The organism is Otoolea muris, from assembly GCF_943193115.1.
Lineage (GTDB): Bacteria > Bacillota > Clostridia > Lachnospirales > Lachnospiraceae > Otoolea > Otoolea muris.
The window spans coordinates 1-24,529 of sequence record NZ_CALPCY010000063.1; the positions used below are offsets into that span (position 1 = coordinate 1).

The 24,529-nt window shown below is 53.9% G+C and carries 19 protein-coding genes and 1 tRNA gene; 13 read left to right on the forward strand and 7 right to left on the reverse strand.

The window, feature by feature from the left end; genetic code table 11:
- The 3 genes from NFS31_RS22970 to NFS31_RS22980 form a co-directional block, all read right to left on the reverse strand.
- Positions 1-825: collagen-like domain-containing protein (locus NFS31_RS22970; RefSeq protein ID WP_465223445.1), on the reverse strand; the 825-nt coding region annotated here is incomplete at its 3' end.
- A 586-nt stretch (positions 826-1,411) separates the two neighbouring features.
- Positions 1,412-1,612, reverse strand: a complete 201-nt coding sequence (locus tag NFS31_RS22975; protein ID WP_251500447.1) for a hypothetical protein — start codon at positions 1,610-1,612, stop codon at positions 1,412-1,414.
- A gap of 156 nt (positions 1,613-1,768) precedes the next feature.
- Positions 1,769-2,848: a LacI family DNA-binding transcriptional regulator gene (locus NFS31_RS22980; RefSeq protein ID WP_251500450.1), complete on the reverse strand. Its 1,080-nt coding sequence runs from the start codon at positions 2,846-2,848 to the stop codon at positions 1,769-1,771.
- Between the two features lie 278 nt (positions 2,849-3,126).
- Here NFS31_RS22980 and NFS31_RS22985 point away from each other — a divergent pair, with 278 nt between their 5' ends.
- The 3 genes from NFS31_RS22985 (at position 3,127) to ftsH (ending at position 8,812) form a co-directional block, all read left to right on the forward strand.
- Entirely contained in the window at positions 3,127-4,686 is a 1,560-nt protein-coding gene (locus NFS31_RS22985; protein WP_251500453.1) for an AbgT family transporter, read from the forward strand.
- 55 nt (positions 4,687-4,741) lie between these two features.
- Positions 4,742-6,553, forward strand: a complete 1,812-nt coding sequence (locus NFS31_RS22990) for a M24 family metallopeptidase (RefSeq protein WP_275563923.1) — start codon at positions 4,742-4,744, stop codon at positions 6,551-6,553.
- 171 nt (positions 6,554-6,724) lie between these two features.
- Entirely contained in the window at positions 6,725-8,812 is a 2,088-nt protein-coding gene (gene ftsH / locus NFS31_RS22995; protein ID WP_251500456.1) for an ATP-dependent zinc metalloprotease FtsH, read from the forward strand.
- Between the two features lie 140 nt (positions 8,813-8,952).
- On the opposite strand, the gene NFS31_RS23000 is transcribed toward ftsH, so the two are convergent.
- The 3 genes from NFS31_RS23000 to NFS31_RS23010 form a co-directional block, all read right to left on the reverse strand.
- Positions 8,953-10,431, reverse strand: coding sequence for a DUF1846 domain-containing protein (locus NFS31_RS23000; protein ID WP_251500458.1), 1,479 nt, complete (start codon positions 10,429-10,431; stop codon positions 8,953-8,955).
- A 168-nt stretch (positions 10,432-10,599) separates the two neighbouring features.
- Positions 10,600-11,160: a manganese efflux pump MntP gene (locus tag NFS31_RS23005; protein WP_251500462.1), complete on the reverse strand. Its 561-nt coding sequence runs from the start codon at positions 11,158-11,160 to the stop codon at positions 10,600-10,602.
- A gap of 351 nt (positions 11,161-11,511) precedes the next feature.
- Positions 11,512-11,583 (reverse strand) — tRNA-Arg (locus NFS31_RS23010).
- Between the two features lie 167 nt (positions 11,584-11,750).
- Here NFS31_RS23010 and NFS31_RS23015 point away from each other — a divergent pair.
- The 5 genes from NFS31_RS23015 to NFS31_RS23035 all read left to right on the forward strand — a co-directional run bounded on the left by NFS31_RS23015 (position 11,751) and on the right by NFS31_RS23035 (position 16,882).
- Positions 11,751-12,524, forward strand: coding sequence for a hypothetical protein (locus NFS31_RS23015; protein ID WP_251500465.1), 774 nt, complete (start codon positions 11,751-11,753; stop codon positions 12,522-12,524).
- Positions 12,525-12,572: 48 nt separating this feature from the next.
- Complete coding sequence (gene queA / locus NFS31_RS23020) at positions 12,573-13,598, forward strand: tRNA preQ1(34) S-adenosylmethionine ribosyltransferase-isomerase QueA (protein WP_251500468.1); 1,026 nt, start codon at positions 12,573-12,575, stop codon at positions 13,596-13,598.
- A 324-nt stretch (positions 13,599-13,922) separates the two neighbouring features.
- Entirely contained in the window at positions 13,923-14,579 is a 657-nt protein-coding gene (locus NFS31_RS23025; protein ID WP_251500471.1) for a hypothetical protein, read from the forward strand.
- A 26-nt stretch (positions 14,580-14,605) separates the two neighbouring features.
- A complete protein-coding gene (locus NFS31_RS23030) occupies positions 14,606-15,994 on the forward strand; it encodes a glycine--tRNA ligase (RefSeq protein WP_251500473.1) in 1,389 nt (462 codons plus the stop codon).
- A 216-nt stretch (positions 15,995-16,210) separates the two neighbouring features.
- Positions 16,211-16,882: a 3'-5' exonuclease gene (locus tag NFS31_RS23035; RefSeq protein ID WP_251500475.1), complete on the forward strand. Its 672-nt coding sequence runs from the start codon at positions 16,211-16,213 to the stop codon at positions 16,880-16,882.
- A gap of 63 nt (positions 16,883-16,945) precedes the next feature.
- Here NFS31_RS23035 and NFS31_RS23040 read toward each other — a convergent pair whose 3' ends face one another.
- Complete coding sequence (locus NFS31_RS23040; protein WP_251500477.1) at positions 16,946-17,632, reverse strand: beta/alpha barrel domain-containing protein; 687 nt, start codon at positions 17,630-17,632, stop codon at positions 16,946-16,948.
- A 121-nt stretch (positions 17,633-17,753) separates the two neighbouring features.
- Between NFS31_RS23040 and NFS31_RS23045 the strand changes: the two genes are divergently transcribed.
- From NFS31_RS23045 to NFS31_RS23065, 5 genes are all read left to right on the forward strand, one after another.
- A complete protein-coding gene (locus NFS31_RS23045) occupies positions 17,754-18,470 on the forward strand; it encodes a LytR/AlgR family response regulator transcription factor (protein WP_251500480.1) in 717 nt (238 codons plus the stop codon).
- Positions 18,463-19,734, forward strand: a complete 1,272-nt coding sequence (locus NFS31_RS23050) for a sensor histidine kinase (RefSeq protein WP_251500482.1) — start codon at positions 18,463-18,465, stop codon at positions 19,732-19,734. Before NFS31_RS23045 ends, NFS31_RS23050 begins: the two co-directional genes overlap by 8 nt.
- Positions 19,735-19,889: 155 nt before the next feature.
- Positions 19,890-20,438, forward strand: a complete 549-nt coding sequence (locus tag NFS31_RS23055) for a hypothetical protein (RefSeq protein ID WP_251500484.1) — start codon at positions 19,890-19,892, stop codon at positions 20,436-20,438.
- 309 nt (positions 20,439-20,747) lie between these two features.
- Positions 20,748-22,532: an NTP transferase domain-containing protein gene (locus NFS31_RS23060; protein ID WP_251500487.1), complete on the forward strand. Its 1,785-nt coding sequence runs from the start codon at positions 20,748-20,750 to the stop codon at positions 22,530-22,532.
- 94 nt (positions 22,533-22,626) lie between these two features.
- Positions 22,627-23,913, forward strand: coding sequence for an MFS transporter (locus tag NFS31_RS23065; RefSeq protein WP_251500489.1), 1,287 nt, complete (start codon positions 22,627-22,629; stop codon positions 23,911-23,913).
- The last annotated feature ends 616 nt before the right edge of the window (positions 23,914-24,529 follow it).

Genomic DNA, 24,529 nt, shown 5'->3' on the forward strand with positions numbered 1-24,529 from the left:
GGCAACGCCCGCCGCGCCGGTAGGTCCGGTAGGCCCGGTAGCGCCCGCAGGTCCCGCTGCACCGGTGGGCCCGGTAATGCCGTTTGCGCCGGTGGGTCCGGTAGGCCCGGTAACTCCGTCAGCGCCCCTGGGAATAATAAAATCAAATACGTGGTTTGGCGCGCCAGTAGAATCGATGACAGATGCATTCGTACCAGGCGCGCCAGTGGTGGTCGTACCAACTGCAAGTGTATCGGAAACGCCCGCAGGTCCGGTAGCCCCGTTCGCGCCGGTGGGCCCAGTAGCGCCAATAGGCCCGTTTGCGCCGGTAGCTCCAGTAGCGCCAATAGGCCCGTTTGCTCCGGTAGCTCCAGTAGCGCCTGTAGGCCCGTTTGCGCCGGTAGGTCCGGCAGCGCCCATGGGTCCGGCAGGCCCGGTAGCGCCTGTGGGTCCCGTGGGTCCTGTCGCTCCGGCAGGACCTGCCGCCCCAGCGGAGCCGGTAGCTCCGGTCGGTCCTTGCGGCCCCTGAGCCCCGTTTGCCCCGGCCGGTCCCATAGGTCCAGTCGCTCCGGTTACGCCGTTTGCGCCCGTGGGTCCGGTGGGTCCAATACCGCCGTCAGCGCCCGTCGCGCCGGTGGGCCCGGTAGCGCCGGCCGGTCCCTGAAGACCCTGAACGCCCTGAGGTCCCATTGCGCCAGTAGCGCCCTGAAATCCCTGGACGCCCTGCGGACCTATCGGTCCAGTCGGTCCGGTAGGCCCGGTTACGCCCGGAGGCCCCATCATACCCGGGATGCCCTGAGGTCCCATGGATCCGGTAGGCCCGGTAGCGCCCCGTGGCCCCATCATACCCGGGACACCCTGGGGTCCCGTGGGTCCGGTCGCTCCCTGGCAGCAGCAGTTTACGGGCCTGCAGTTACAGGGACCGCAGCGCGCCGGGGCAGAGGGGAGGCCGGGAGCCTGGCCGCAGGAGTTTCCCATATTCGTACCGGGACAAAATCTCCGATTCATTCCATTTGGATAATTCATCATAAAGATACGCTCCTTCAAAAAAGATTCGTTACTGAAGAGAAGCGGGTAATCACTGCCGTCGGACTCGCTTCTTTTCGGCTGTTATCCAATAGCAGGGATTTACGTCTTGTTTTCTCCAGCTAACATATCATATGAAAGTGGAACAAGTTTTGTGCGGCCTGCTCTGGGTTTTAAGAGAAGGCCCGGCGGAAAGATTGACGGGACGGCGTGCCGGTGCAATAACCCGGGGAAATTTTTCTCTCCTCATCATCCCGCGGTGCTGCGGGCTTTAAAACAGAGCGCATAAAAAGAACGCCGCCCGCTGAAAACACTTTCAGTGGGCGGCGTCCTTTTTCATAGCCGGAAAGGCGTCTGAAACGGTTCCCGGTTTTCCCTTTTGGGGCGCATGGAATCAGGATTCCTATCAGTCCTTTGCCCGGGGAAGAAAATGGTAGAGCTCTTCATAAGAAGTAATCTCATTTGCGGACTGCGGCATGGCCGGAATGAGGCCGGTGCAGTCCGTTGCGGAGCAGATATCGAGATTATAGAGCGCCTCATCCTCTTCACTGGTATTACAGAAGCGATCCTCCAAACCTGCCTGTGTGTACGAGTCTTTTTTATTCATAGCTATTCACCTCATGCTTAGTATGAGGCCGGGAAAGTGAATTTATGACAGGAAAAGACTGTAACCGGGCATATGCGCCTGCCGAAGATTACAATGGCAGGCTGCCTGAACATTTTGGTTCACACACCTGAAATGTTATCTGTGCGCCGCCTTGCTCTATATGGTTGACTCCCGGTGGACTACCCTGCACTGGAATTCCTGATATGGAAAGCAGTCTTCGGTTCCGGCGATAACCGCCATGATGAGCTTTGCGGCATATTCGCCCATTTCCGTATAGGGAACATGGATACCGCTGATGGACGGGTAGGCCATTTCGTAGAAATTCACATGGTTTAAAAACAGATTTTTTATTTTCTGCGGGATGGAGAAGCCGCGTTTGAGGATCTCCCGCTGAAGGATCAGGCCGATATCGTAGTTCTGGGAGATGGCCAGTTGGAAGATATTGTGTTCCATGTAATCAGACAGAAATGCCTGCATCTCCTCCAGATTCCGGTCAGTGGATGCGCAGACGACATGGGAGAGGCGGGCCTCGGGATAGATTTCCGTCAGGGCGTTTAAAAATACCGGGTATTTATTATTGACAAAGAGCCCGTCATTATCAATGGAGAAATACCGGATATCACGAAGCCCCTTATCCCGGCAAAAACGGGCGCAATCCCGCAGCGCCAGATCAAAGGCGTGGGGAGTAGGGGATTTACCGGAGAAAACCCCGTCCATGCAGAGAACCACATAAGGAATGCTGTGAGCCAGCGCCGGGCGGATAAAAGCGTCATGGTCGCGGTTGGAGATATAAATCAGCCCGTCAATTAAGCCGGAAAAATAGCTTTTTACATATTGGTGCTCCTCCTGCGTTGATGCGGCGTCCTCCTCATTAAATATGGTAATGGTGTAGTCCAGCCTTGAAAGGAAGCCGCTGATTCCTGTTAAGGCGTCCAAAAAGGCCTGGCGGCTGTAATCGCGGGCGCAGACAATGCCAATAGAGGTACAGTTTTTTGTGCGCATGTTCCGGGCAGAGGCGTTCGGGTAATAATGAAGCGCCTCGATCGTTTCCATCACCTTACGCCGGGTTTCGCTGCTGATTTTCTGGTCGCTCCGGTTGTTGATAATATAAGATACCGTGGCCTGTGAAACTCCGCAGAGCTTTGCAATATCCTTTGCAGTCACGCTTTTCTTCATGCCTTTTTCCCTTCTGGCGTCATTTTCTGCAACAGTCCAGTCACTCTGGGCTGTTGCCATTTCTTCTTTTAAGTTTATATAATATTGCCAAAAAAGTAAAGAAAAATTCTGTAATATGTTACAAGATTTTATTTTAACCCGGAAAACACTTGAAAAAACGGGCTTTATGAGTTATGCTAACAGGGCGAATAACTTATACGTTTAAGTTAATGCTGGATTGTAAGGATACAGACAAATTAAGGAATAAATTTGTTTTTATTTTTTAATACTTATACGTAAAAGTTATATAGGTAGTTAGGGAACTGGCAGGATATTTCGTTTTACGGAGGAAAGGAAAAATGGGTAAAGCAAACGAAAACAGGAAAACATCGTATTTAAACCGGTGGCTGAACGGGATTGAGCGCGTGGGGAACAGGCTCCCGCACCCGATCAGCATATTTGCGATTCTGGTTTTGGGAGTCATCCTTGTGTCAGCAGTCTGTGAGATGGCCGGGGTGTCCGCTACGGGAGAGCTGGTAAACCGAAGCAAGGGGATCGTAGAGTTGCAGACAGTAAACGCTGTCAGCCTTCTGAACGGAGAAGGCTTTGTGTATATGATTACACATGCAATTTCCAATTTTACCGGCTTTGCGCCGCTGGGCGTGGTTCTGGTTGCGATGTTCGGCATCGGATTACTGGAGGACAGCGGCCTGATCGGAGGCGCGCTGAAGGGAGCGGTCGCGGTGACTCCGGCCAGGCTAATCACCCCGATGGTTGTATTTCTTGGAGTTATGTCGAACCTGGCAGACGCAGTCGGATATATCGTTCTGATTCCGATCGCCGCGCTGATGTTCATGGCTTATGGCAGGCATCCGGTTGTGGGTATGGCCGCGGCCTTTGCCGGTGTTTCCGGAGGTTTCTCCGCAAACCTTCTGATCGGCACGCTGGATCCGCTCCTGTGCGGGATTACCAATGAGGCGGTCAAGATGGTGGATCCGTCTTATACGGTAGAGCCTACCGGGAACTGGTATTTTATGATTGTATCGACGTTCCTGATTACCGCTCTTGGCACGGTTATCACAGAAAAAGTAGTCGCTCCCAGATTTGGCGAGTACCGCGGGGAATCCGGCGGGGATGAGATGGCGGAGTACCGGGTGACTGCGGAGGAGAAGAAGGCGTTAAAGGCAGCAGGTCTGACGATGCTGCTTCTGGTTGCCGCTATTGCAGCGTTCTCCCTTCCGGCGAATTCCGTCATGCGCGCGGAGGACGGAACTCTTTTGGGCAACTCGCCGCTGATGGACGGCATTATCCCGATTATTACCGCTGTTTTCTTTATTCCGTCCGTTGTTTATGGCAAGCTGACCGGAAAATACCACGGCGAGAAAGATGTGTGCGCCGCCATGGGACGGGCGATGGCCAGCATGAGCTCCTACATTGCCCTGACGTTTGTGGCCGCGCAGTTTATTAATTATTTTGGTTATACGAAGCTTGGGACAATCATTGCTCTCAAGGGCGCGGATTTCTTCCAGAATTCCGGTATTGGGACGATCCCGACGATGATCCTGTTTGTTCTGTTTGCCGCATTTATCAATCTGTTCATGGGTTCTGCTTCGGCAAAATGGGCCCTGATCGCGCCCGTATTTGTCCCGATGTTTATGCTTTTAGGCTATACGCCGGAGTTTGCGCAGGTCGCTTACCGGATCGGCGACTCATGTACAAATGTGATTACGCCTATGATGTCCTATTTTGCCATGATTATTGTATTTATGAAAAAATATGATAAAGAGGCCGGCATCGGCACACTGGTGTCTACCATGCTGCCATACAGCGTGTGCTTTTTAATCGGCTGGAGCATCCTGCTGATACTTTGGATTGTGTGCAAGTTACCGCTTGGGCCGGGAGTCGGCATGTTTCTGTAGCGGATACTGACATGCGGTGTGCGTTGTTTTGGATAAAGAAATGTGAGGAGAGGCTGTGAATCAGACGAATGGAAGAATTGAGGCCCTTCGCGCTCTGATGAGGGAAGAGGGGATAGACGCTTATCTGGCGCCTACCTCCGATTTCCACGGCTCAGAGTACGTGGGAGAGTATTTTAAATGCCGCCAGTTTTTGACAGGATTTTCAGGAACGGCGGGAACAGCGGTTATTACAATGGATGAAGCGGGCCTGTGGACAGACGGCCGCTATTTTGTTCAGGCGGAAAAGGAGCTGGCCGGTTCCTGTGTAACGCTGTTTAGGGCAGGAACCCCGGGGACGCCTGCCGTGGAGGAATTTCTGGAGGATCGTCTTCCGGAGGGAGGATGCCTGGGCTTTGACGGAAGAGTAGTGGATGGAGAGACCGGGCGCCTTCTTCTGGAAAGGCTGGCGCCAAAGAAAGTCACCCTTTCCTGCGGCAGGGATTTGGCAGGGGATGTCTGGAGCGATCGCCCGGCCCTTTCCTGCGCCCCGATCTGGAGGCTGAAGGATTGTTATGCAGGTAAATCCTGCCGGGAAAAGCTGGCGGATCTCAGAAAAGCCATGAAGGAGCAGGGGGCGGATCTCCATGTGATGACCGCATTAGATGAGATTGCCTGGCTGTTTAACCTGCGCGGCGGCGACATTGTGAATAATCCGGTTTTTTTAGCGAATGCGCTGATTGGAATGGATACAGCCGTGCTGTATGTCCAGCTTGCGGCGCTGCAGGAGGATGCGAAAGCCAGCCTGGAAGAAAACCAGGCGGCGGTAAAGCCTTATGAGGCATTTTACAGCGATATTGCAAACCTAAAGGGCCGCACAGTGCTGCTGGAACAGAAAAAGACAAGTTACCTGGTCTGTGAGAGCATCCGCTCTAACTGCCGGATCCGATCCGCGGTCATCAATCCGTGTGCGGCGGCAAAAGCCGTAAAAAATGAGACGGAAATCGAAAACATGAAAAGGGCTCATCTGAAAGACGGCGTTGCGGCGACAAAATTCATGTATTGGCTGAAGAAACAGATCGGAACATGCGATATGACAGAAATGACGGCGGCGGGGAAGATAGAGGCTCTGCGGGCAGAGCAGGAGGGCTATCTCGGCCCCAGCTTTGTCACCATCGCCGCTTATAAGGAAAATGCCGCCATGTGCCATTACCATCCGTGTGACGGGGCATGCAGCGCGCTGCGGCCGGAGGGCCTGCTTTTAGTTGATTCCGGCGGGCACTATTATGAAGGGACGACGGATATCACCAGAACCTATGCCCTGGGGCCGCTGACTGAGGAGGAGAAAGAGATTTATACGATTGTCGCTATGAGCATGCTGAAAGCCGGAAGCATGAAATTCCTCTACGGGTGCCGTGGAATGAACCTGGATTATACGATTCGGGAAGCCTTCTGGCAGAGAGGGATGGATTTTAACCATGGGACCGGCCATGGCGTCGGCTATCTGCTGAATGTTCATGAGCGTCCGAACGGGCTGCGGTGGAAGATCGTGCCGGAACGCGAGGACAGCGCAGTGATTGAACCCGGCATGATCTGCTCTGTCGAGCCGGGACTGTATGTGGAAGGCAGGTTTGGCGCCAGGACAGAGAACATGATTCTCTGCGTTCCGGATGAAACGAATCAGTACGGGCAGTTCCTGCGTTTTGAATTCCTGACCTGGGCGCCCATCGATCTGGATGCAATTGACGTCAGGTTTATGGATGAGAAGGATGTGGAACGTCTGAATGCGTACCATGCAGAGGTCTACAGAAAAATCGCGCCTTTCCTGGAAGAGGAGGAGAGAGAATGGCTTAAAGGCGCAGTGAGGGAGATTACGAAACTGGTTGTCTGAAAAACTGCATGAATGTGTGTATCCATTGGGTGTTTATGGTAACAGTTCAGATATCCCGGACTGTTGCTGTTTATAACATTTTAATATTTCAGTTCTTGATTTATGCGGAACGTCACACTATAATGGTATAGAATAGCGGCGTTTTATGTCTATTCAGAATGGAGAGCACATATGGACAATAACAACAACCAGAATAACAAGAATGGAAAGCCACCCCGCGGCAATCAGAGCTACCTGGTACTTTTCATTACGATGCTGTTCACCCTGCTATGCGTTGGCGGGATGCACAGCTTATGGCAGCAGAGCCGGACGGAGCAGGTCCCTTACAGCGAGTTTATCGAGATGCTGAAGGACGGCGAAGTGGAATCGGTTGTCGTAAACGGAAATAAGCTTCAGATCACCCCCAAAAAGGATTCAAAGAGATATACAGGAAGCCAGAGCCGCTACGGCGGGCTGATTGGGATTGAATATTATACCGTTCCGATGAATGACCCGGATTTACTGAAGAAGCTGGAGGAGGCCGGGGTTGCCAGGTATGAGCAGGCGCAGGCGAACGCGTCGGATCTGCTGATCGTGTTCCTGGTTCAGTGGGTGCTTCCGATCGGGCTCATGGTTCTGTTTCTGAATTTTATGATGAAGCGCATGGGCGGCGGAGGCGGCATCATGGGAGTCGGGAAAAGCAACGCCAAGGTCTATGTACAGAAGGAGACGGGCGTGACGTTTAAGGATGTGGCCGGGGAGGACGAGGCAAAGGAATCGCTGACAGAGATCGTGGATTTTCTGCACAATCCGGGAAAATATACCACGATCGGCGCGAAGCTCCCCAAGGGCGCGCTGCTCGTGGGCCCTCCCGGAACGGGAAAGACGCTTTTAGCCAAGGCGGTGGCCGGGGAGGCGAAGGTTCCCTTTTATTCCCTGTCCGGCTCGGACTTTGTGGAGATGTTTGTCGGTGTCGGCGCTTCGCGTGTCCGCGACTTGTTTAAACAGGCCCAGCAGTCCGCCCCGTGTATTATTTTTATTGACGAGGTGGACGCTATCGGAAAAAGCCGTGATTCCCGCCTGGGCGGAAATGACGAGCGCGAGCAGACCTTAAACCAGCTCTTATCCGAGATGGACGGCTTTGACTCCTCCAAGGGCCTTCTGGTGATGGCGGCCACGAACCGGCCGGAGATCCTCGATCCGGCGCTTCTGCGCCCGGGCCGTTTTGACCGGCGGGTGATTGTGGATAAGCCGGATCTGAAGGGCCGCGTCGAGATCCTTAAAGTGCATTCCAAGGATGTCAAGCTGGACGAGACGGTGAACTTTGAAGAAATTGGACTGGCCACCTCCGGCGCGGTGGGCGCGGATCTGGCCAATATGATGAATGAGGCGGCCATCAATGCCGTCAAAAAGGGCAGAACCGCCGTTTCACAGAAGGATCTGTTTGAGGCGGTTGAGCTTGTATTGGTGGGCAAGGAGAAGAAGGACCGCATCCTGAGCAAAGAGGAGCGCAGGATTGTATCCTACCATGAAGTCGGCCACGCCCTTGTCAGCGCCCTCCAGAAGGACGCGGAGCCGGTGCAGAAGATCACCATCGTTCCCAGGACCATGGGGGCTTTAGGTTACGTCATGCAGGTTCCGGAGGAGGAGAAATACTTAAATACCGAAAAAGAGATCCGCGCCATGCTGATCGGTTATCTGGCGGGACGGGCGGCTGAGGAGCTGGTTTTTGAGACCGTGACCACCGGCGCGGCAAATGATATCGAGAAGGCGACGCGGATCGCCCGGGCGATGATCACCCAGTACGGCATGTCCAAGAAATTTGGCCTCATGGGACTGGAATCAAAAGAAAACCAGTATTTAAACGGCCGTACCGTGTTAAACTGCAGCGATGTGACAGCGGCCGATATTGACAGGGAGGTTATGGCGATCTTAAAGGAATCCTATGAGGAGGCAAAGCGCCTGCTTTCGGAGAACCGGGACGCCCTTGACAAGATTGCGGCCTTCCTGATCGAAAAGGAAACGATCACAGGCAAAGAGTTTATGAAGATTTTCCGCGAGGTAAAGGGGATCCCGGAGCCGGCAAACAATTCGGAAAAGACGGAAAACTCGGAAAAAACGGAAAGCTCGGAAGAATCAAAAGATTCCCCCAAAAAGGATGAGGAACAACCGTCTGAGGAAGCGGAAGCTGTATCCGGGCCGGGACAGGAGGATGCGCGGGAAGGCGATCCGGAATCCAAAGAGGATGCCCGCGGGGCGGAGCCGGGGAACGAATGGTAAAAAAATACGCCACATTGTAAAACAGAAACGGCGGAGATTCTGAAGATCCCGCCGTTTTTTAATACAGGCCGCGCAGAGGAACAGGCCGGTCAAGCGGCGCGCGGGAGGCGTTCTGCCTGCCCGGCGATCCGCATGTCTTTTTAGTGATACAGCCGGTTATGCTCATACACCGGTTCAGACGTCAGTTCAATCCCCAGCTTTTTAAAGGTCTTGATATCCACATCGGTCAGCATCACTGACGCATGGACCTGGCATCCCTTGAGCTTGGAGAGCTGTTCCAGCGCGATCTGTGCGTTTTGGTCCGTGGCGGCGCACATGGAGAGGGCGATCAGGACCTCATCCGTATGGAGCCGCGGGTTTTTGCTGCCCAGATAGTCCACTTTCAGGGTCTGGATGGGCTCGATGGCGCTGGGGGAGATCAGGTGCGTGTCGTGGGGGATATGCCCCAGTTGTTTGACGGCATTTAAAAGCAGGGCCGCGGACGCGCCGAGGAGGTTTGACGTTTTCCCGGTTGTGATCGAGCCGTCCGGAAGCTCGATCGCCGCGGCGGGGCTCCCCTTGCGCGCAGCGCGCTCCAGCGCGGCGGGAACGACGCGGCGCATCTCCGGCGAGATTTTGGCCTGTTTCATCAAAAGCTCAATCTTATAGACCTCGTCGCGCCCGGCGTCCTCGCGTGCCACGCGGTTGAGGGCGTGGTAATAGCGGCGGATGATCTCCTGCCTGGAGGCTTCGCAGCAGGCTTCATCGTCGATGATGCATTTCCCGGCCATGTTGACGCCCATGTCCGTGGGCGATTTATAGGGATTCTCCCCGTAAATGCCCTCAAAGATAGCGCTGAGCACCGGAAATATCTCAATATCGCGGTTGTAATTGACCGTCGTCTCGCCGTACGCCTCGAGATGGAAGGGGTCAATCATGTTGACATCATTTAAATCGGCCGTGGCCGCTTCATAGGCCAGATTGACCGGATGCTTGAGCGGGATGTTCCAGATAGGGAAGGTCTCAAACTTGGCGTACCCGGCTTTGATTCCGCGTTTATTCTCATGGTAGAGCTGGGAGAGGCAGGTGGCCATCTTGCCGCTGCCGGGTCCGGGGGCAGTCACAATCACCAGGGGCTTGGTGGTTTCGATATAATCATTCTTGCCGTATCCCTCGTCGCTGACGATCAGCGCCACGTTGCTGGGATAGCCGTCAATGGTATAGTGGCGGTACACGCGGACTCCCATGTGCTCCAGCTTGTGCTTAAACAGATCCGCGCTGGCCTGCCCGGAATAATGTGTGATGACCACGCTTCCCACATACAGGCCCTTATCCGTAAAAGACTGGATGAGGCGGAGGACATCAACGTCATAGGTGATCCCGAGATCCGAGCGGATCTTATTTTTTTCAATATCCGCAGCGCTGATGACAATCACAATCTCAGACTGATCGGCGAGCTGCAAAAGCATCGAAAGCTTGCTGTCCGGCGCAAAGCCCGGAAGGACGCGCGATGCGTGATAATCGTCAAACAGTTTGCCTCCGAATTCCAGATAGAGCTTATCCCCAAACTGGTTAATCCGTTCCCGGATATGGTCAGACTGCATTTTTAAATATCGGTTGTTGTCAAATCCTGTTTTCATTCTGTTCCATCCTCATCTCTCTATGTAATAAGCGGGGCCGTAACGGTTAAACGGCCCGGGCGGACTGAAGCGTTACGGGAAATAAAAAAACTTCCTGTCTATTATCCTACAAAAAAGGTGATTTGATAAGGGGGAAAATGAAAAAATTTTTCCGCCTGTCTTCTGATGTTAAAAGAAAAGATGCTCGATTAGAATTTTAGCGCCCATCAGGATCAGGATGATCCCGCCGGCGATCTCCGCCCTGGCCTTGTATTTTGCGCCGAACAGATTCCCGGCCCACACTCCGGCAATGGAGAGGAGGAAGGTGACGATTCCGATAAAGGAGACAGCGGCGGCGATCCGCACTTTCAGAAAAGCGAAGGTGACTCCCACGGCCAAAGCGTCAATGCTGGTTGCCACGGCGAGGATCAGCATGCTTTTTACATCAATGGACGGGTCAAGCCGCTCATCCTCCCCGGAAGCCAGCGCTTCTTTAATCATATTTGCGCCGATGATGAAGAGAAGGATAAACGCGATCCAGTGATCGACGGAAGTGATGGCATCCTTGAAATGGTAGCCGAGATAGTAGCCGGCAAGCGGCATAATGGCCTGGAAGAAGCCGAAATAGAGGCCGATCACCACGGCGTGCGCGCGGTTCATACGCTGCATGGAAAGGCCCTTGCAGACAGCCACCGCAAAGGCGTCCATGGACAGGCCGACCGCAATGATAAAAAGCTCGGGCAGAGACATAATGATTCCTCCTGAAAAAGCCCTGCCGGCCGCGCCGCGGCCAGGCGGATTTGTTATCGATCTGATTGTAATGGAAGAGGGAGTCTTTGTCAATGTGTGTTGTGTCGTTCAATCCGGCTGAGATAGGCCATAATAACAACATAGCGCAGGGCCTGTCCGTCATTCTAATTTTTTGGAGAGGTTTCGGCCGCGTGGATCATTTCAAGCATCCACGATCTCGGCAAATCCGTCAGCCGCGGGATTTACGTATACACCTATCTGTGATATACTCCTTTTCTGGACAAACGTTATCCTGCAACACTAAGAAACGGCACAGTACCCTTCACAGGGACCATGCCGTCTGGCTGAAAATGCGTCTGATAGGAATCGAACCTACGCCTCAGGCTCCGGAGGCCGGCGCTCTATCCACTGAGCTACAGACGCGTCTCCATTATCATACTACATTTCGTTTCATTTAGCAAGTCTTTTCTCAAATGTATTTTATTGCTTTTTAGATTGAATTTTGTTAGAATAAAGCATGCAAAGGGCAGGCTGTTTACCTGTATGTGGAAATGTCGTTGGAATGGCCTGCGGGGCCGGGAGGGAGCGGGATGGCGAGGAGCAGGAAAAAGGGCGCGGACAGGCAGAAGCTGACGGGGCGGGAAGTACGCCGCTATGTACTGCTTCTTCTGGTTCCCTGTGTGATTTTTTTTGTGGCGATCGCAGTGCTGGTGGCGGACGCCCTGCCGGAAGATTTTTTCCAGGGTACGGGCTCTGGGACGGGCGGGACGCCGGTTCTTACAGAGACAGAGGAGGAGACAGGAGCGCCGGAGCCCGAACCGGATACAAAGGAGTATATTCTGGACTTTGGGGGAAGCATTCTGTCGCAGGATACGGTTCCGGAGATCAATCAGCTTATGGAACAGTATTTCCTGTCCATTTTGGAATGTGACATGCCTACGTTTCTGCATCTGTTCACTTCACAGGATACGAGCGGCGAGGAGCGGTTTAAGCGGCAGTTTGAACAGCAGAGCGCGTATATAGACGGCTATCAGAATATTTCCTGCTACACAGCGCCGGGGCTTTCCGAGGGCGATTATATGGTCTATGTCTCTTATGAGATCCATTATACGGGCGTGGAGACGCCGGCCCCCAGCCTTGTGTATGTTTACGCAGAGCGGTGCGGGGACGGGCAGTACCGGATTTATGACGGAGAGATGACAGAGGAGCTGGCGGCGTTTCAGGAGAGGATGTTTGCAAATGAGGATGTCCGGCTGCTGATCCACCAGATTGACCGGAGGCTGGAGGAGGCGGCAGCGGCGGATCCGGCGCTGCGGGAGCGGATGGATTTTATGAAAAAAGGGCCGGATTATATGCAGGATTAAAACAGCGGATCCGGCGTGGGATTTGGGAGAAATGGAGATATAATACGTATGCAGGTAAAAGATTTTTATTATGAGCTGCCGCAGGAGCTGATCGCGCAGGATCCGCTTAAGGATCGCGCCTCTTCCAGGCTGCTTGTGCTGGATAAACGGACCGGGGCTGTGGAGCACAGGGTATTTCGGGATGTCGTTTCCTATCTGGAAAAAGGGGACTGCCTGGTGATCAATGATACAAAGGTGATCCCTGCGCGCCTGATTGGCAGCCGCGAGGAGACAGGGGCCAGGATTGAACTGCTCCTTTTAAAGCGGAGGGAGGACGATATCTGGGAGACGCTGGTAAAGCCCGGAAAAAAGGCGAGGAAGGGGACGGTCATTGTCTTTGGGGGCGGCCTTTTAAAGGGGACGATCCTGGATGTGGCAGAGGATGGGAATCGGCTGATTCAGTTTTCGTATGAGGGGATTTTTGAGGAAATCCTTGACAGGCTGGGGCAGATGCCCCTGCCGCCGTATATCACGCACCGCCTGGAGGATAAGAACCGCTATCAGACTGTATATGCGAAAAACGAGGGCTCGGCGGCGGCCCCGACGGCGGGGCTTCATTTTACGGAGGAGCTTCTCCGGGAGATTTCGGATCTGGGCGTGCGGATTGTCCGCGTCACGCTCCATGTGGGTCTTGGAACCTTCCGCCCGGTCAAGACGGAGAATGTGCTGGATCACCATATGCATTCCGAATATTACAGCGTCAGCGAAGAGGCGGCCCGTGTGATCAATGAGACAAGGGAGCAGGGAAAACGGGTGTTCTGTGTGGGGACCACGAGCTGCCGCACGCTGGAATCAGCCGCCGGCGCGGACGGCGCTGTGCGGGAGGGAAGCGGGTGGACGGATATCTTTATTTATCCGGGCTATCAGTTTAAGGCCACGGACTGCCTGATCACCAATTTCCATCTGCCGGAGTCCACGCTGGTTATGCTGGTGTCCGCGCTGGCAGGACGCGAACATATCCTGGATGCCTATCAGGAGGCGATACGGGAGAGGTACCGCTTTTTCAGCTTTGGGGACGCGATGATGATTTTGTAACGCAAAACCGCACATTTGCGGGGCGCGGGGAAATGATACAGAAATAAGGAAAGTATTTTGCAAACCGGAATTGCGTATGCTATAATGCCAGTAGGCAAAAAGAGATAATGAGTCTATGTTGACGAATGAACGAATCCCCTGACCGTGGTGCAACACCGTCAGGGGATTCTTCTTTTCTTTTATACCATACGCCCGCGCCCGCATAAAATTTCACGGTAGCTCTTGAAATACAGGAAAAAAATGAGTATACTAAAAATCTGATACAGATGTAACAGCAGAAACATTTTCACAGGGCTGCTGCATATGGTTTGAGGAGGAGTAGGTATGAGAGGATTTGGGCGGCTTCTGGCAGGGGCGTTGCTTACCGGGGCGTTGCTTACGGGCTGCTCGGGGCGCGGCGGGTTTAATCCGTCCGTGAGCTGCGTCTACGTAGCGCGGGACGGCGCGGTCTCCAGCGCGCTTGTGAAGGAGTATGCCGGAGACGATGTGGATGAAAAGGATTTAAGGCAGTTTCTGGAAGCGGCGGTGATCCGTTTTAATCAGTTAAACGGCGCCGAGGCGCTGGCTGTGAATAAGGGAGGCGGCCAGAAGCTCCCGGCGGCGCTGCAGAGCGTGAAGGCCGAGGACGGCACGATGAAGGCTGTATTTGATTTTGCGACGGCCAGGGATCTGATCGCATTTGGCGGTACGGATGAGAATGAGGATACGAGCAACACGCTCACAGCCCTGGAGGTTAAGAAGGTTCCGGACGCGGCCGAGGCGGGATGGCTGACGGCCGCGGCATTTGTGAAGGAAGATAAGAGCGCCGTGTCGGCGGAGGAGATAGCGGAGTCTGAAAAGGGCATGGTGGTTTCCGTCGAGGGCGGCGCCACGCTGGTGTGCTCCGGAGAGATCCTTTACATGACAGAGGGCGTGGAAAAAAAGGATGCGCACACGGCGTCAGTACCGGACGGCGGGAAGGCGTTTATTGTATTTAAATAGCTGCAGAAAACAGGAGGACAAAGACGATGGAAAAGACGATGGAAAAGATAGTGGCTCTGGCGAAGTCGAGAGGCTTCGTATATCCGGGATCGGAGATTTACGGCGGGCTTGCCAATACATGGGATTACGGAAACCTCGGCGTGGAGCTGAAGAACAATGTAAAAAAAGCCTGGTGGCAGAAATTCGTGCAGGAGAGCCCTTACAATGTGGGCGTGGACTGTGCGATCCTGATGAATTCGCAGACCTGGGTCGCTTCGGGCCATCTGGGCGGCTTTTCTGATCCGCTGATGGACTGTAAGTCGTGTAAAGAGCGCTTCCGGGCGGATAAACTGATTGAGGATTATATGGCGGAAAATAATATTTCGATCGAGGGCTCCGTGGACGGCTGGTCCCAGGAGGAGATGAAGAAGTATATCGACGAGCACAATATCTGCTGCCCGAGCTGCAAAAAGCATGATTTTACCGAGATCCGCCAGTTTAACCTGATGTTCAAGACCTTCCAGGGCGTGACGGAGGATGCGAAGAATACCGTGTATTTAAGGCCCGAGACGGCGCAGGGCATTTTCGTCAACTTTAAGAATGTGCAGAGGACGTCCAGGAAGAAGGTTCCCTTTGGAATCGCCCAGATCGGGAAGTCCTTTAGAAATGAGATTACGCCGGGCAATTTCACATTCCGCACAAGGGAATTCGAGCAGATGGAGCTGGAATTTTTCTGTGAGCCGGGCAAGGATCTCGAGTGGTTCGAGTATTGGAGGGGCTTCTGCCGCGACTGGCTGATGGCTCTGGGCATCAGGGAAGAGGAGATGCGCCTGCGGGATCACGATCCGGCGGAGCTGGCCTTCTATTCCAAGGCAACCACGGACATTGAATTCCTCTTCCCCTTCGGCTGGGGCGAGCTCTGGGGGATTGCGGACCGCACGGACTATGATCTGACGCAGCACCAGAACACCTCCGGTCAGGATATGGCCTATTTTGACGATGAGAAGAAGGAAAAATATATCCCGTATGTCATTGAGCCGTCCCTGGGGGCTGACCGCGTGACACTGGCGTTTTTATGCGCCGCGTACGACGAGGAGGAGATCGGCGAGGGCGATGTGAGAACCGTGCTCCATTTCCACCCCGCGATCGCCCCGGTGAAGATCGGCGTGCTGCCGCTGTCCAAAAAGCTGAATGAGGGAGCGGAAAAGGTTTACGCAGAGCTTTGCAAATATTACAACTGCGAGTTTGACGACAGGGGCAATATCGGAAAGCGCTACAGAAGGCAGGATGAGATCGGCACGCCGTTCTGCGTGACATATGACTTTGACTCCGAGACGGACGGCGCGGTGACTGTGCGCTTCCGTGATTCCATGGAGCAGGTGCGCGTGCCGGTGGCGGAGCTTAAGAGCTGGTTTGAGGATAAATTCCGCTTCTAATGCATATTTAAGGCGCGCTTAAACGTTTCCGGTCCGCGGACCGGAACAGGGCTTATAGTAAACGACAAAACAATTTGTCGTTTACTATAAGCCCTCCGGGGGATGCGCACGATTTTGCAAAGGTAAATGTTGCGTTTCACGCAACGCAAAATCGGCGCAGTGAACGCCAAAAACAAAAATTTTTTGGCGTTCACTATACAAAAAGAGGAAGGATCCATGCTGGGAAAACGATGCGGAAGGAAGCTTGAGAAGTACACGCCGGATTATGTTGTGTTTGATCTGGAGACAACCGGGATTTCCCCGATGCAGGACGACATCATAGAGCTCTCGGCGGTAAAGGTGCGGGGCGGGCAGGCTGTGGACGAATTTTCACAGCTTGTCAACCCGTTTCGCCCAATCCCGCGTCAGGCGAGCATGGTAAATGGGATCACAGACGGGATGGTGGCCGATGCGCCGCCGCTTGACGCTGTATTCGGGGCATTTCTTGATTTTATCGGGGATCACATTTTAGTTGGGCACAATATCCATACATTTGACATGAAATTCCTGTACAGGGCCGCCGAAGCATTTTACGGCAGGACTCTGGATAATGACTATATCGATACGCTGCCCCTTTCACGGAGATGCCTGCCGGATCTTTCCCGCCACAGGCTTACGGATCTGGCAAAGCATTACCATATCCCGGCCGAAGGGGCGCACCGCGCGCTGAACGATTGCCATATGAACCGCATGGTATTTGAGGAGCTCGGAAAGGAGCTGCGCTGCGGCGCGGGCGGAACTCTCAGGCTCTGTCCCCGGTGCGGGCAGACGCTGAAGCAGAGGAACGGCCGGTATGGCGCGTTCTGGGGCTGCAGCGGCTTTCCGGCGTGCCGCTATACGGAAAGTTAGATCATGTTTCCTCTGCGCTGCTGCGAAAGCAGGCCGGCGGAGCGTCGGGTTATTTAAACAGGGTCAGGCATCCCGGTAGCTGTCCATGAGCCCGGAGAAGAGTTCCTTTGTCGAGGGCGGCGTGTAGGTTATGGCGTTCGCACCTGCGGCCACGGTGGCCGCGATGGTTTCACCCGTGGGGCCTCCGGTGGCGATGATGGGGACATTGGGGAAACCGGAGCGGATACGGCGCACCAGATCCGGGGTGCGGATGGATGCGGCCACATTGAGGATGGATGCGCCCGCGTTAAGCCTGGCCTGGATGTCCGTGTCATCGTTTATGACCGTGATCACGACCGGGATATCCACGGCCATGGATACGGCGCGGATATTGATATTGGATACCGGGGCGTTTAATACGACGCCGAGCGCGCCCTGGGACTCCACATCCTTTGCAAGCCCTACGGTGCGCAGCCCCTGCGTGGTTCCGCCGCCGACCCCGCAGAATACCGGGATGTACGAATATTTGATGATGGCTTCAGAGATGGCGGGCTGCGGGGTAAAGGGATACACAGCGAACACCGCGTCCGCATCGCAGTTGCGGATTATGGCCGGATCCGTGGAAAAGATCATGGCTTTAAGGCGGCGTCCGAAGATCAGGATGCCGCTGGCCCGCCGGGCCTCTTCAGGAATCCGGATGATATTGTGGCGCAGCTTGCTGGCATATTCCGGGATCGCCTGTGACTGGGAATCTGTGTTAAAATTTGCCATAGTGCCTCCTTTTTTGAGGGCATCGCCCCCGCTCCATCGTTTTATGATATATAGTATAAGCGATTTTATGGGCAAAATCAATGCTGCCGCATGCAATCACACATGAAAAGGAGAGAATAAAATGATCCGGATTGGGATATGCGACGATGAGGCGTACATGCTTGAGCTGATATCAGAAAAGATAAAAAACTATATGGCGGCCAACCATATGGATCTCTCCCTGCTGCAATATGAGAGCGGGCTTAAGATGCTTGAGAGCGGAGAGAAGTTTGACGTTATCTTTCTGGATATCAAGATGAAGGGCCCGGACGGGGTTGAGACGGCAAAACGAATGCGCGCAAAGGGCTTTAAGGGCCATGTTGTGTTTATCACCGTTTCGGAGGAGGATGTGTACCGGGCCTTTAAGGTGGAAACCTTTGACTATCTTTTAAAGCCCCTTGATGAGGAGGAATTTAAGCATACGATGAAGCGGATCCTTATGTCCTTCCGCAACCGTTACGAGGGGCGTATGCTGATACGCCATGACGGGGAATGGAGCGTGATTCTGTTTCATGATATTATATACGCTGAGGTGATAAACCGTAAGATCCATCTGCGCCTGACGGATGGAAGGGATATCGAGTATTACGATCAGCTCAAGCGTATGCGGGAACGGCTGGACGGTCGCTTCTGCAGGTGCCACAGGAGTTATATTGTAAACAGCGACCATATAGCGGGGGTCGCACATGGAAGAGAGCTTATGATGGACAACCGGGATGTGATTCCGATTTCGCGCACATACAGTGAAACGTTTAACAAAGAATATTTTAGCTATATAGAGGAATGGTGTGATGATTGAGGAGGTATATCCGTTTATCTCAGCGGGCTTTGAGATGGCGGCAGGATTTGTATGCTTTGGCCAGGCGACGGGGGGACGGGCCTCCCTGGCCTGGCGTTTTTTATTCTGGCTGTGCGGTTACGGGGCCTGCTGGCTGCCGGTTCCGTTATGGATGAGGGGGGCTGTTTTTACGGCCGTGCTCTGCCTGTACGGCGTCCTGGGAAAAGGGGCGGAGAGGAAGCATTCATTTTTCTGCGCGCTGCTGACAGGGGCTATGGTACAGCTCTGCTACGGCGCGTCAAATTCCGCCAGCATGCTTCTGGCCCCGTATTTATTGGACGCCATGTCCCTGACAGCGGGCCGGCTTTTTATGATCAGCTCGGATCTGGCCGCCCTGGGGCTTTCACTGCTGTGCAGCCGCGCCGCGCGCTGTGTGTCCGGCCGCGCCCGCGAGATATGTCAGGATACGTTTCATGCTCCTTTGCTCGTCCCGGTTGCCGCGATTGCCGTGACAGGCGAGTGGATCGTGCATTCATTTTACGGAAATACGATGTCCACAGAGCGGATCAGCGCCGCCTTTTTCCGGACGGATGCGCGGCTTCTTATAATTCAGCTTGCGGGCGCGGCCAGCCTGTTAAGCGTCCTTCATCTCAGGACGATGCTGTCTGAAAGCGCGTTTCTCGGCGCGCGGCTGGCTGTGTCAGAGCAGCGGATTAATTTCCAGAGAAAATATGTGGAGGAGGCCAGAGGGTTTTACGACTCGACGCGCTCTTTACGGCATGATATCAAAAATCATATGGCCGTCGTCAGGGGCCTGCTCGAAAAAAAAGAGTTTGACAGGGCCAGTGCATACCTGGGAGAGATAGAAGGCGTTTCGTCGGGCCTTTCCTTTCCGTACGTAAGCGGGAACCCGGTCATCGACGTCCTCCTGGAGGAGAAGGCGGCCCTGGCGGGGAAATGCGGCATTGTCCTTACCGTCTCACTCAAAGCGCCGTTTCCGGAAAACGCGGGCGATATGGAGCTGTGTACGATCCTGTCCAATGCGCTGGACAACGCGATATGCGCCTGCCGGGAGCTGAAGGCGCACAGGGAGATCACGGTGAAAAGCGTCTTCCAGGGGAGGATGTGGCTTTTATCCGTTGAAAACGGTTTCAGCGGGGAAACGCCGTTTCGCCCGGGGACAGGGATTGCGAATATCAGGCGGGCCGCTGCGGGCTGCGGCGGGACGGCGGAGATTTTTGTGAGAGGGGAGCGGTTTTTCGTAAATATTTTAATTGGATATTAGAGCATGTTTTTTACAACACCCCGCCCGCATTCTGCATCAATTCGGTTGATAGCCTCCTGTGAAACCGTTAGAATACAGGTAAACCGTAGTTTAGGGTGCGGCGGGGTATCCGGGGATATGGCCGCCGGATCCCGGAGTTTACAAGGAGGATGCGTATGAGGATTCAGAATATGCAAAACAGCCGGATGGAGCAGTATGCCCAGTTGGAGAGGATGCGCGAACAGAGGCTGAAGGAACAGGAAGAGGCCAGGGAGAAGCCGCTTGAGGGCCGCGACGGAGTGAGCGAGCTGGCGCCGGGGCGTAAGGACAGGATGGGGGATGAAGGGGGAAGCTCTGCCGCGGACAGCAAAACGCCGCCCAAGCCGGACAGGGATACGTATATTCCCGGCCAAAAGACAGAGCCGCTTGAGGCGGATGAGATGAAGAAAGCGGATTCGCCGAAAGAGGAGAAAGAATCGAAGGAAGCGGAAAAATCCGGAAAAGCGTCTCAGAAGAAGGTGGAAAAATGTACGGGAAACACGGATAAGGTGGACCGGGAGATCGAGAAGCTGAAAAAGAAGAAAAAGGAGCTGGAGCAAAAGGTCGCAACAGAAAAGGATCCGAAAAAGGCGGAGCGCTTAAAATCACAGCTCGCGCAGGTAGAGAGAGAATTAAAGCAGAAGGATAACGACGGATACAGAAAGAGCCATACGGTTTTCACGTAAGGCGGGCGTCTGATTCCGGTTTGATACACATAAGCCGCCCGGCTGTCCGGGCGGCTTTTTCTGCATGTTCCCGGAAGCCGTTCCCAGGTTATCTGGACGGTTATAATCTGTTATCGGATTTTACATAAAACTAATATTTTTGTTGAAATTTATTCTATTTTTTAGTAGAATATTCATATATTAAGGAAAGAATTTTCCAATATTTGATGAAACAGAGGAACCGCCATGCTGATATCAGGCGCTTTGACGTCTGTTGTTCCTTCTGCCGGGGGAGGGCATCGGGATTCTGTAAACGGAAAGGAGAATTGCGTGAAAAAAATTGACTATGTTGTATTGTCCACAGTGGTACGGGGGCACTGTGCCACCCAGAGGGAGGTGGCCGCGCAGACGGGGTATCCGCTTGGGCTTGTCAGCGCTTCATTAAAGTATCTGATCGGGGAGGGGTATCTGGCAGAGGACTATTTCCTCACGCCAAAGACGATCGAAATGTTCCGGCGCAATGCGCCCCGCCAGGCTGTTATCCTTGCGGCCGGGCCGGGAAAGCGGATGGTGCCGATCAACAGCACGCCCAAGGCGCTCATGACCATCGGCGGGGAATCCCTGATCGAGCGGCTGATTAATCAGCTTCACCGCACCGGTATCTACAATATCGCTGTGGTGGTCGGGTATCAGAAGGAGAAATTTGAATATCTGACCGGCCTTTATAATGTGGAGCTGATCGATAACCCGCGGTGGGCGGAGGGAGACAGCCTTCATTCCCTGAACTGCGCGGCTGACCTTCTGAATAACTGTTATGTGATTGACGGGAATGTGTGGTGCGGCGAGAGCCTGTTCAGCCGTTCGGAGTACAGCTCTTGGTATGCGGTGCGCAGCTATTATGACGACAGCAGTATCGTCCGCGTGACACGGGAGATGGAGCTGGTGGAGGCGGACGGCGGCAATGCGATGTGCGGGATTGCTTATCTGTGCGCCGATGACGCGGCCATGGCGCGCGCCAATCTGGAAAAGCTCTGCGCTGACCCGGAGTATCGGCATGCCGGATGGGAGAGAGCTCTTATCGGGCCTGGCAGTCAGTTGGCGGGCTATGCCAATGTGATTACCGGGATGCTGGTCGTGCCGGTGAATACATATGAGGATCTGCGCGTTCTGGACAGCGAGTCAAAGCATCTGGAGAGCCGGCGCATGGCCCTTATCTGCGAGCTGTTTGATGTCCCGGCCGGGGAGGTTACGGATATCCACGCCCTGTCAAGCGGCATGACCAATCATCTGATGCATTTCTCCTGCAAAGGAAAAGAATATCTGATGCGTTCCCCCGGAGAGGGTACCAGAAAGCTGGTGAGCCGCCAGAAGGAGAGCGCGGTCTACAAGGCCCTGGCCAGCACAGGGATGGATATTTCCGACAAGGTGATTTACTTAAATCCGGAGACTGGCTACAAGGTTACGGAGTTCTGGACCGAGGCCCGGGCGTGCGATCCGGAAAACCCGAAAGAGGTAGCGGCCTGCATGCGCCATCTGCGGCGTTTCCACCAGCAGCAGCTACAGTTGGAATTCCGCTTTGATCTGCGCGCCCAGTTGGATTACTATGAGGAGCTGAGGCAGGATTCCATGCCCTTTGCCGACTATGACTTAACGCGCCGCCATGTTGACGAGCTGCTGCGCCGTGTTGAAGCCTGCCCAAGGGAGGAATGCCTCTCCCACATCGATTCTGTGTATGACAATTTCCTGTTTGTGCGCCAGGAGGACGGGAGCGAGCAGGTGCGCCTGATTGACTGGGAGTATTCCGGGGTGAGCGATCCGCACCTGGATATTGCCATGTTCTGTATCTATGCCTATTATGATAAGGAGCAGATCGATCAGACCATTGATTTTTATTTTGACGGCCTCTGCCCGGAAATCATCCGGCAGAAGATCTACTGCTATGTGGCCGCCGCCGGGCTTTTATGGACCAACTGGTGTGAGTATAAGAGCCGGATGGGAGTCCGGTACGGCGCATATGAGATGCGGCAGTACCAGTATGCGAAACAATTTTATGAATATGTCGTGACTCTCTGGCCGGATGGAGTCCCGGCCGCTGATAAAGAGGAACGGCTCTGACCGTATTGACGCGTCAGAGTATGTGATTCATGTACCCCGGAATCCCGCCGCGCTGAAATTTCGGGAGTACATCATATAAAAAGGAGGTATCACAATGACAAAAGCACGCGCAGGCAACAAGTGGATGACGCTCATCCTGGTAGCGTTTGCGGGAGGAATCATTACCAAGCTCCCGTATCTTCGGGAAACGTACATGGCTCCCCTGATGGAGGCCACAGGCGCAAACGCCACGCAGTTAGGGCTGATCATGTCCGCTTATGGTATCGTCAACTTTATCTGTTATTTCCCCGGAGGCATCCTGGCCGATAAGTTCAGTTGCAAGACGCTGATTGTCTTCTCCTGTATCGGTACGGCGCTGGCCGGCTTCTGGTTCTGGACCATGCCCAGCTTTATATGGCTGGTGGTGATCCATGCGATTTTCGCCATCACTACCGTATTCACCTTCTGGGCCGCTATGGTAAAATCCATCAACCGTCTGGGCGAGGCGGAGGAACAGGGGCGTCTATTTGGCCTGCTTGAGGGCGGGCGGGGCCTTATCGGCACCATCGCCGCCTTTGGCTCTGTGGCTGTCTTTTCATGGGCCGCGGACAGCATCGGCGGAATGCAGAACGCGATCATGTACTACTCGGTCCTGATGCTTATAGCCGGCGTACTCTGCCTTGTGTTCATGGAAAACGATAAGCCGGCGCCAAAGGCCGCAGAGGAAACGGCGGCCAAAGCAAATCCATTAAACATGAAGGATTTTATGGAGGTTGTGAAGATGCCGCGCGTGTGGCTGTGCGGCCTGTTAGGTATCTGTAACTACTCTGCCCTGATTTTCCACGGTTATGTTACGGCTTATCTTTCCGCTGCTTTTGAGATTCCGGATTCCACAGTTGCAACGCTCTCCGTAGTGCGCACCTATATGATGATGATGTTAGGCGCGTTTGCGGCCGGCTATATCGCAGATAAGCTGGGCAGCCGCATCAAGTTCATCCAGTTCGGTTTTATCGGCATGACCGTCTTTGCCCTGGCTTATGTGGTGATCCCGGCCGGGAAGTCGTCCATTCCGCTGATCGTCGCGACCTTTGTCGTGTACGGCCTCTGCCTCTATGCAATCAAGGCGCTGTATTTTGCGACGATCGATGAGGTCATGGTTCCCAAACGCCTGGCAGGAACCGCCTCGGGCGTGATATCCCTGTGTACCTATGCGCCGGAGATTTTCCTCTATACGCTTTCCGGCAGCATGGTGGATAAATATGCGGGAACCGCCACGCCATTAAAGGGATATATGAACTGCTTTATTGCCATGTCCGTACTCTCTGCCATTGGCTTTGTGTCCGCGTTCCTTTTGCTGAACTTAAACCGGAAGGCCCGTTTGGCGGCAGGGATGGAAAAATAATCGGATCTTTCTGAAAACCGGCGGCATTTCGCAGACGCGCGGCTGACACGGATGTCAAGTTCGGTTGATTCAAGATTCATGTCTAAAAAATAAGAAGACCGGGAAAAAGAGCGGAGCTTGCTTCCGTTCTTTTTTCACCGTTTTATCCAATTGTATTGTCGGATTGCAGGACATATGATATAGTAAACGTATGGGAAAACAGAGAGCCACAAGGCGGCTTACCCTCCATCTTCGGAGGGGCTGCCCCTCCAGACGAAAGAAAGGAGGGATTGCCAATGTATATTACATATCAGGATCTGATCCAGACTGGAATATTCATTTGCGCCCTCATTGGATTGTGCTATACAATCTTTAAGGGCAGAAAATAGCCGCCACTACCACCAATAGTGACGGCTTGCAGATTGATGTATAATCCGTAATAGCATCATATTAAGGGTAGGCCGCTTCTCTGGCTTTCCCTTTTCTATACTAACTATATCACAATTTTTCGCCTCCGGCAAGAGTATATTCCCCAAATTGTTACGATTCACGGGGCCATCTGTAACAGTTCAGATAGGTCTGCGCACCTGCTGCGCTGACCGTACGAAAACGTGGCGGCAGCAGGCATCTGCCCCAT

Excerpts from the sequence above, each read along its gene's own strand:
- NFS31_RS22975 (WP_251500447.1), bottom strand. The coding sequence starts at position 1,612 with ATGAATAAAAAAGACTCGTACACACAGGCAGGTTTGGAGGATCGCTTC.
- NFS31_RS23030 (WP_251500473.1), top strand. The coding sequence starts at position 14,606 with ATGGAAAAGACGATGGAAAAGATAGTGGCTCTGGCGAAGTCGAGAGGC.
- NFS31_RS23055 (WP_251500484.1), top strand. The coding sequence starts at position 19,890 with ATGAGGATTCAGAATATGCAAAACAGCCGGATGGAGCAGTATGCCCAG.
- NFS31_RS23045 (WP_251500480.1), top strand. The coding sequence starts at position 17,754 with ATGATCCGGATTGGGATATGCGACGATGAGGCGTACATGCTTGAGCTG.
- NFS31_RS23005 (WP_251500462.1), bottom strand. The coding sequence starts at position 11,160 with ATGTCTCTGCCCGAGCTTTTTATCATTGCGGTCGGCCTGTCCATGGAC.
- queA (WP_251500468.1), top strand. The coding sequence starts at position 12,573 with ATGCAGGTAAAAGATTTTTATTATGAGCTGCCGCAGGAGCTGATCGCG.
- ftsH (WP_251500456.1), top strand. The coding sequence starts at position 6,725 with ATGGACAATAACAACAACCAGAATAACAAGAATGGAAAGCCACCCCGC.
- NFS31_RS23000 (WP_251500458.1), bottom strand. The coding sequence starts at position 10,431 with ATGAAAACAGGATTTGACAACAACCGATATTTAAAAATGCAGTCTGAC.
- NFS31_RS23050 (WP_251500482.1), top strand. The coding sequence starts at position 18,463 with ATGATTGAGGAGGTATATCCGTTTATCTCAGCGGGCTTTGAGATGGCG.
- NFS31_RS22980 (WP_251500450.1), bottom strand. The coding sequence starts at position 2,848 with ATGGCAACAGCCCAGAGTGACTGGACTGTTGCAGAAAATGACGCCAGA.
- NFS31_RS23035 (WP_251500475.1), top strand. The coding sequence starts at position 16,211 with ATGCTGGGAAAACGATGCGGAAGGAAGCTTGAGAAGTACACGCCGGAT.
- NFS31_RS23040 (WP_251500477.1), bottom strand. The coding sequence starts at position 17,632 with ATGGCAAATTTTAACACAGATTCCCAGTCACAGGCGATCCCGGAATAT.
- NFS31_RS22985 (WP_251500453.1), top strand. The coding sequence starts at position 3,127 with ATGGGTAAAGCAAACGAAAACAGGAAAACATCGTATTTAAACCGGTGG.
- NFS31_RS23065 (WP_251500489.1), top strand. The coding sequence starts at position 22,627 with ATGACAAAAGCACGCGCAGGCAACAAGTGGATGACGCTCATCCTGGTA.
- NFS31_RS23025 (WP_251500471.1), top strand. The coding sequence starts at position 13,923 with ATGAGAGGATTTGGGCGGCTTCTGGCAGGGGCGTTGCTTACCGGGGCG.
- NFS31_RS23015 (WP_251500465.1), top strand. The coding sequence starts at position 11,751 with ATGGCGAGGAGCAGGAAAAAGGGCGCGGACAGGCAGAAGCTGACGGGG.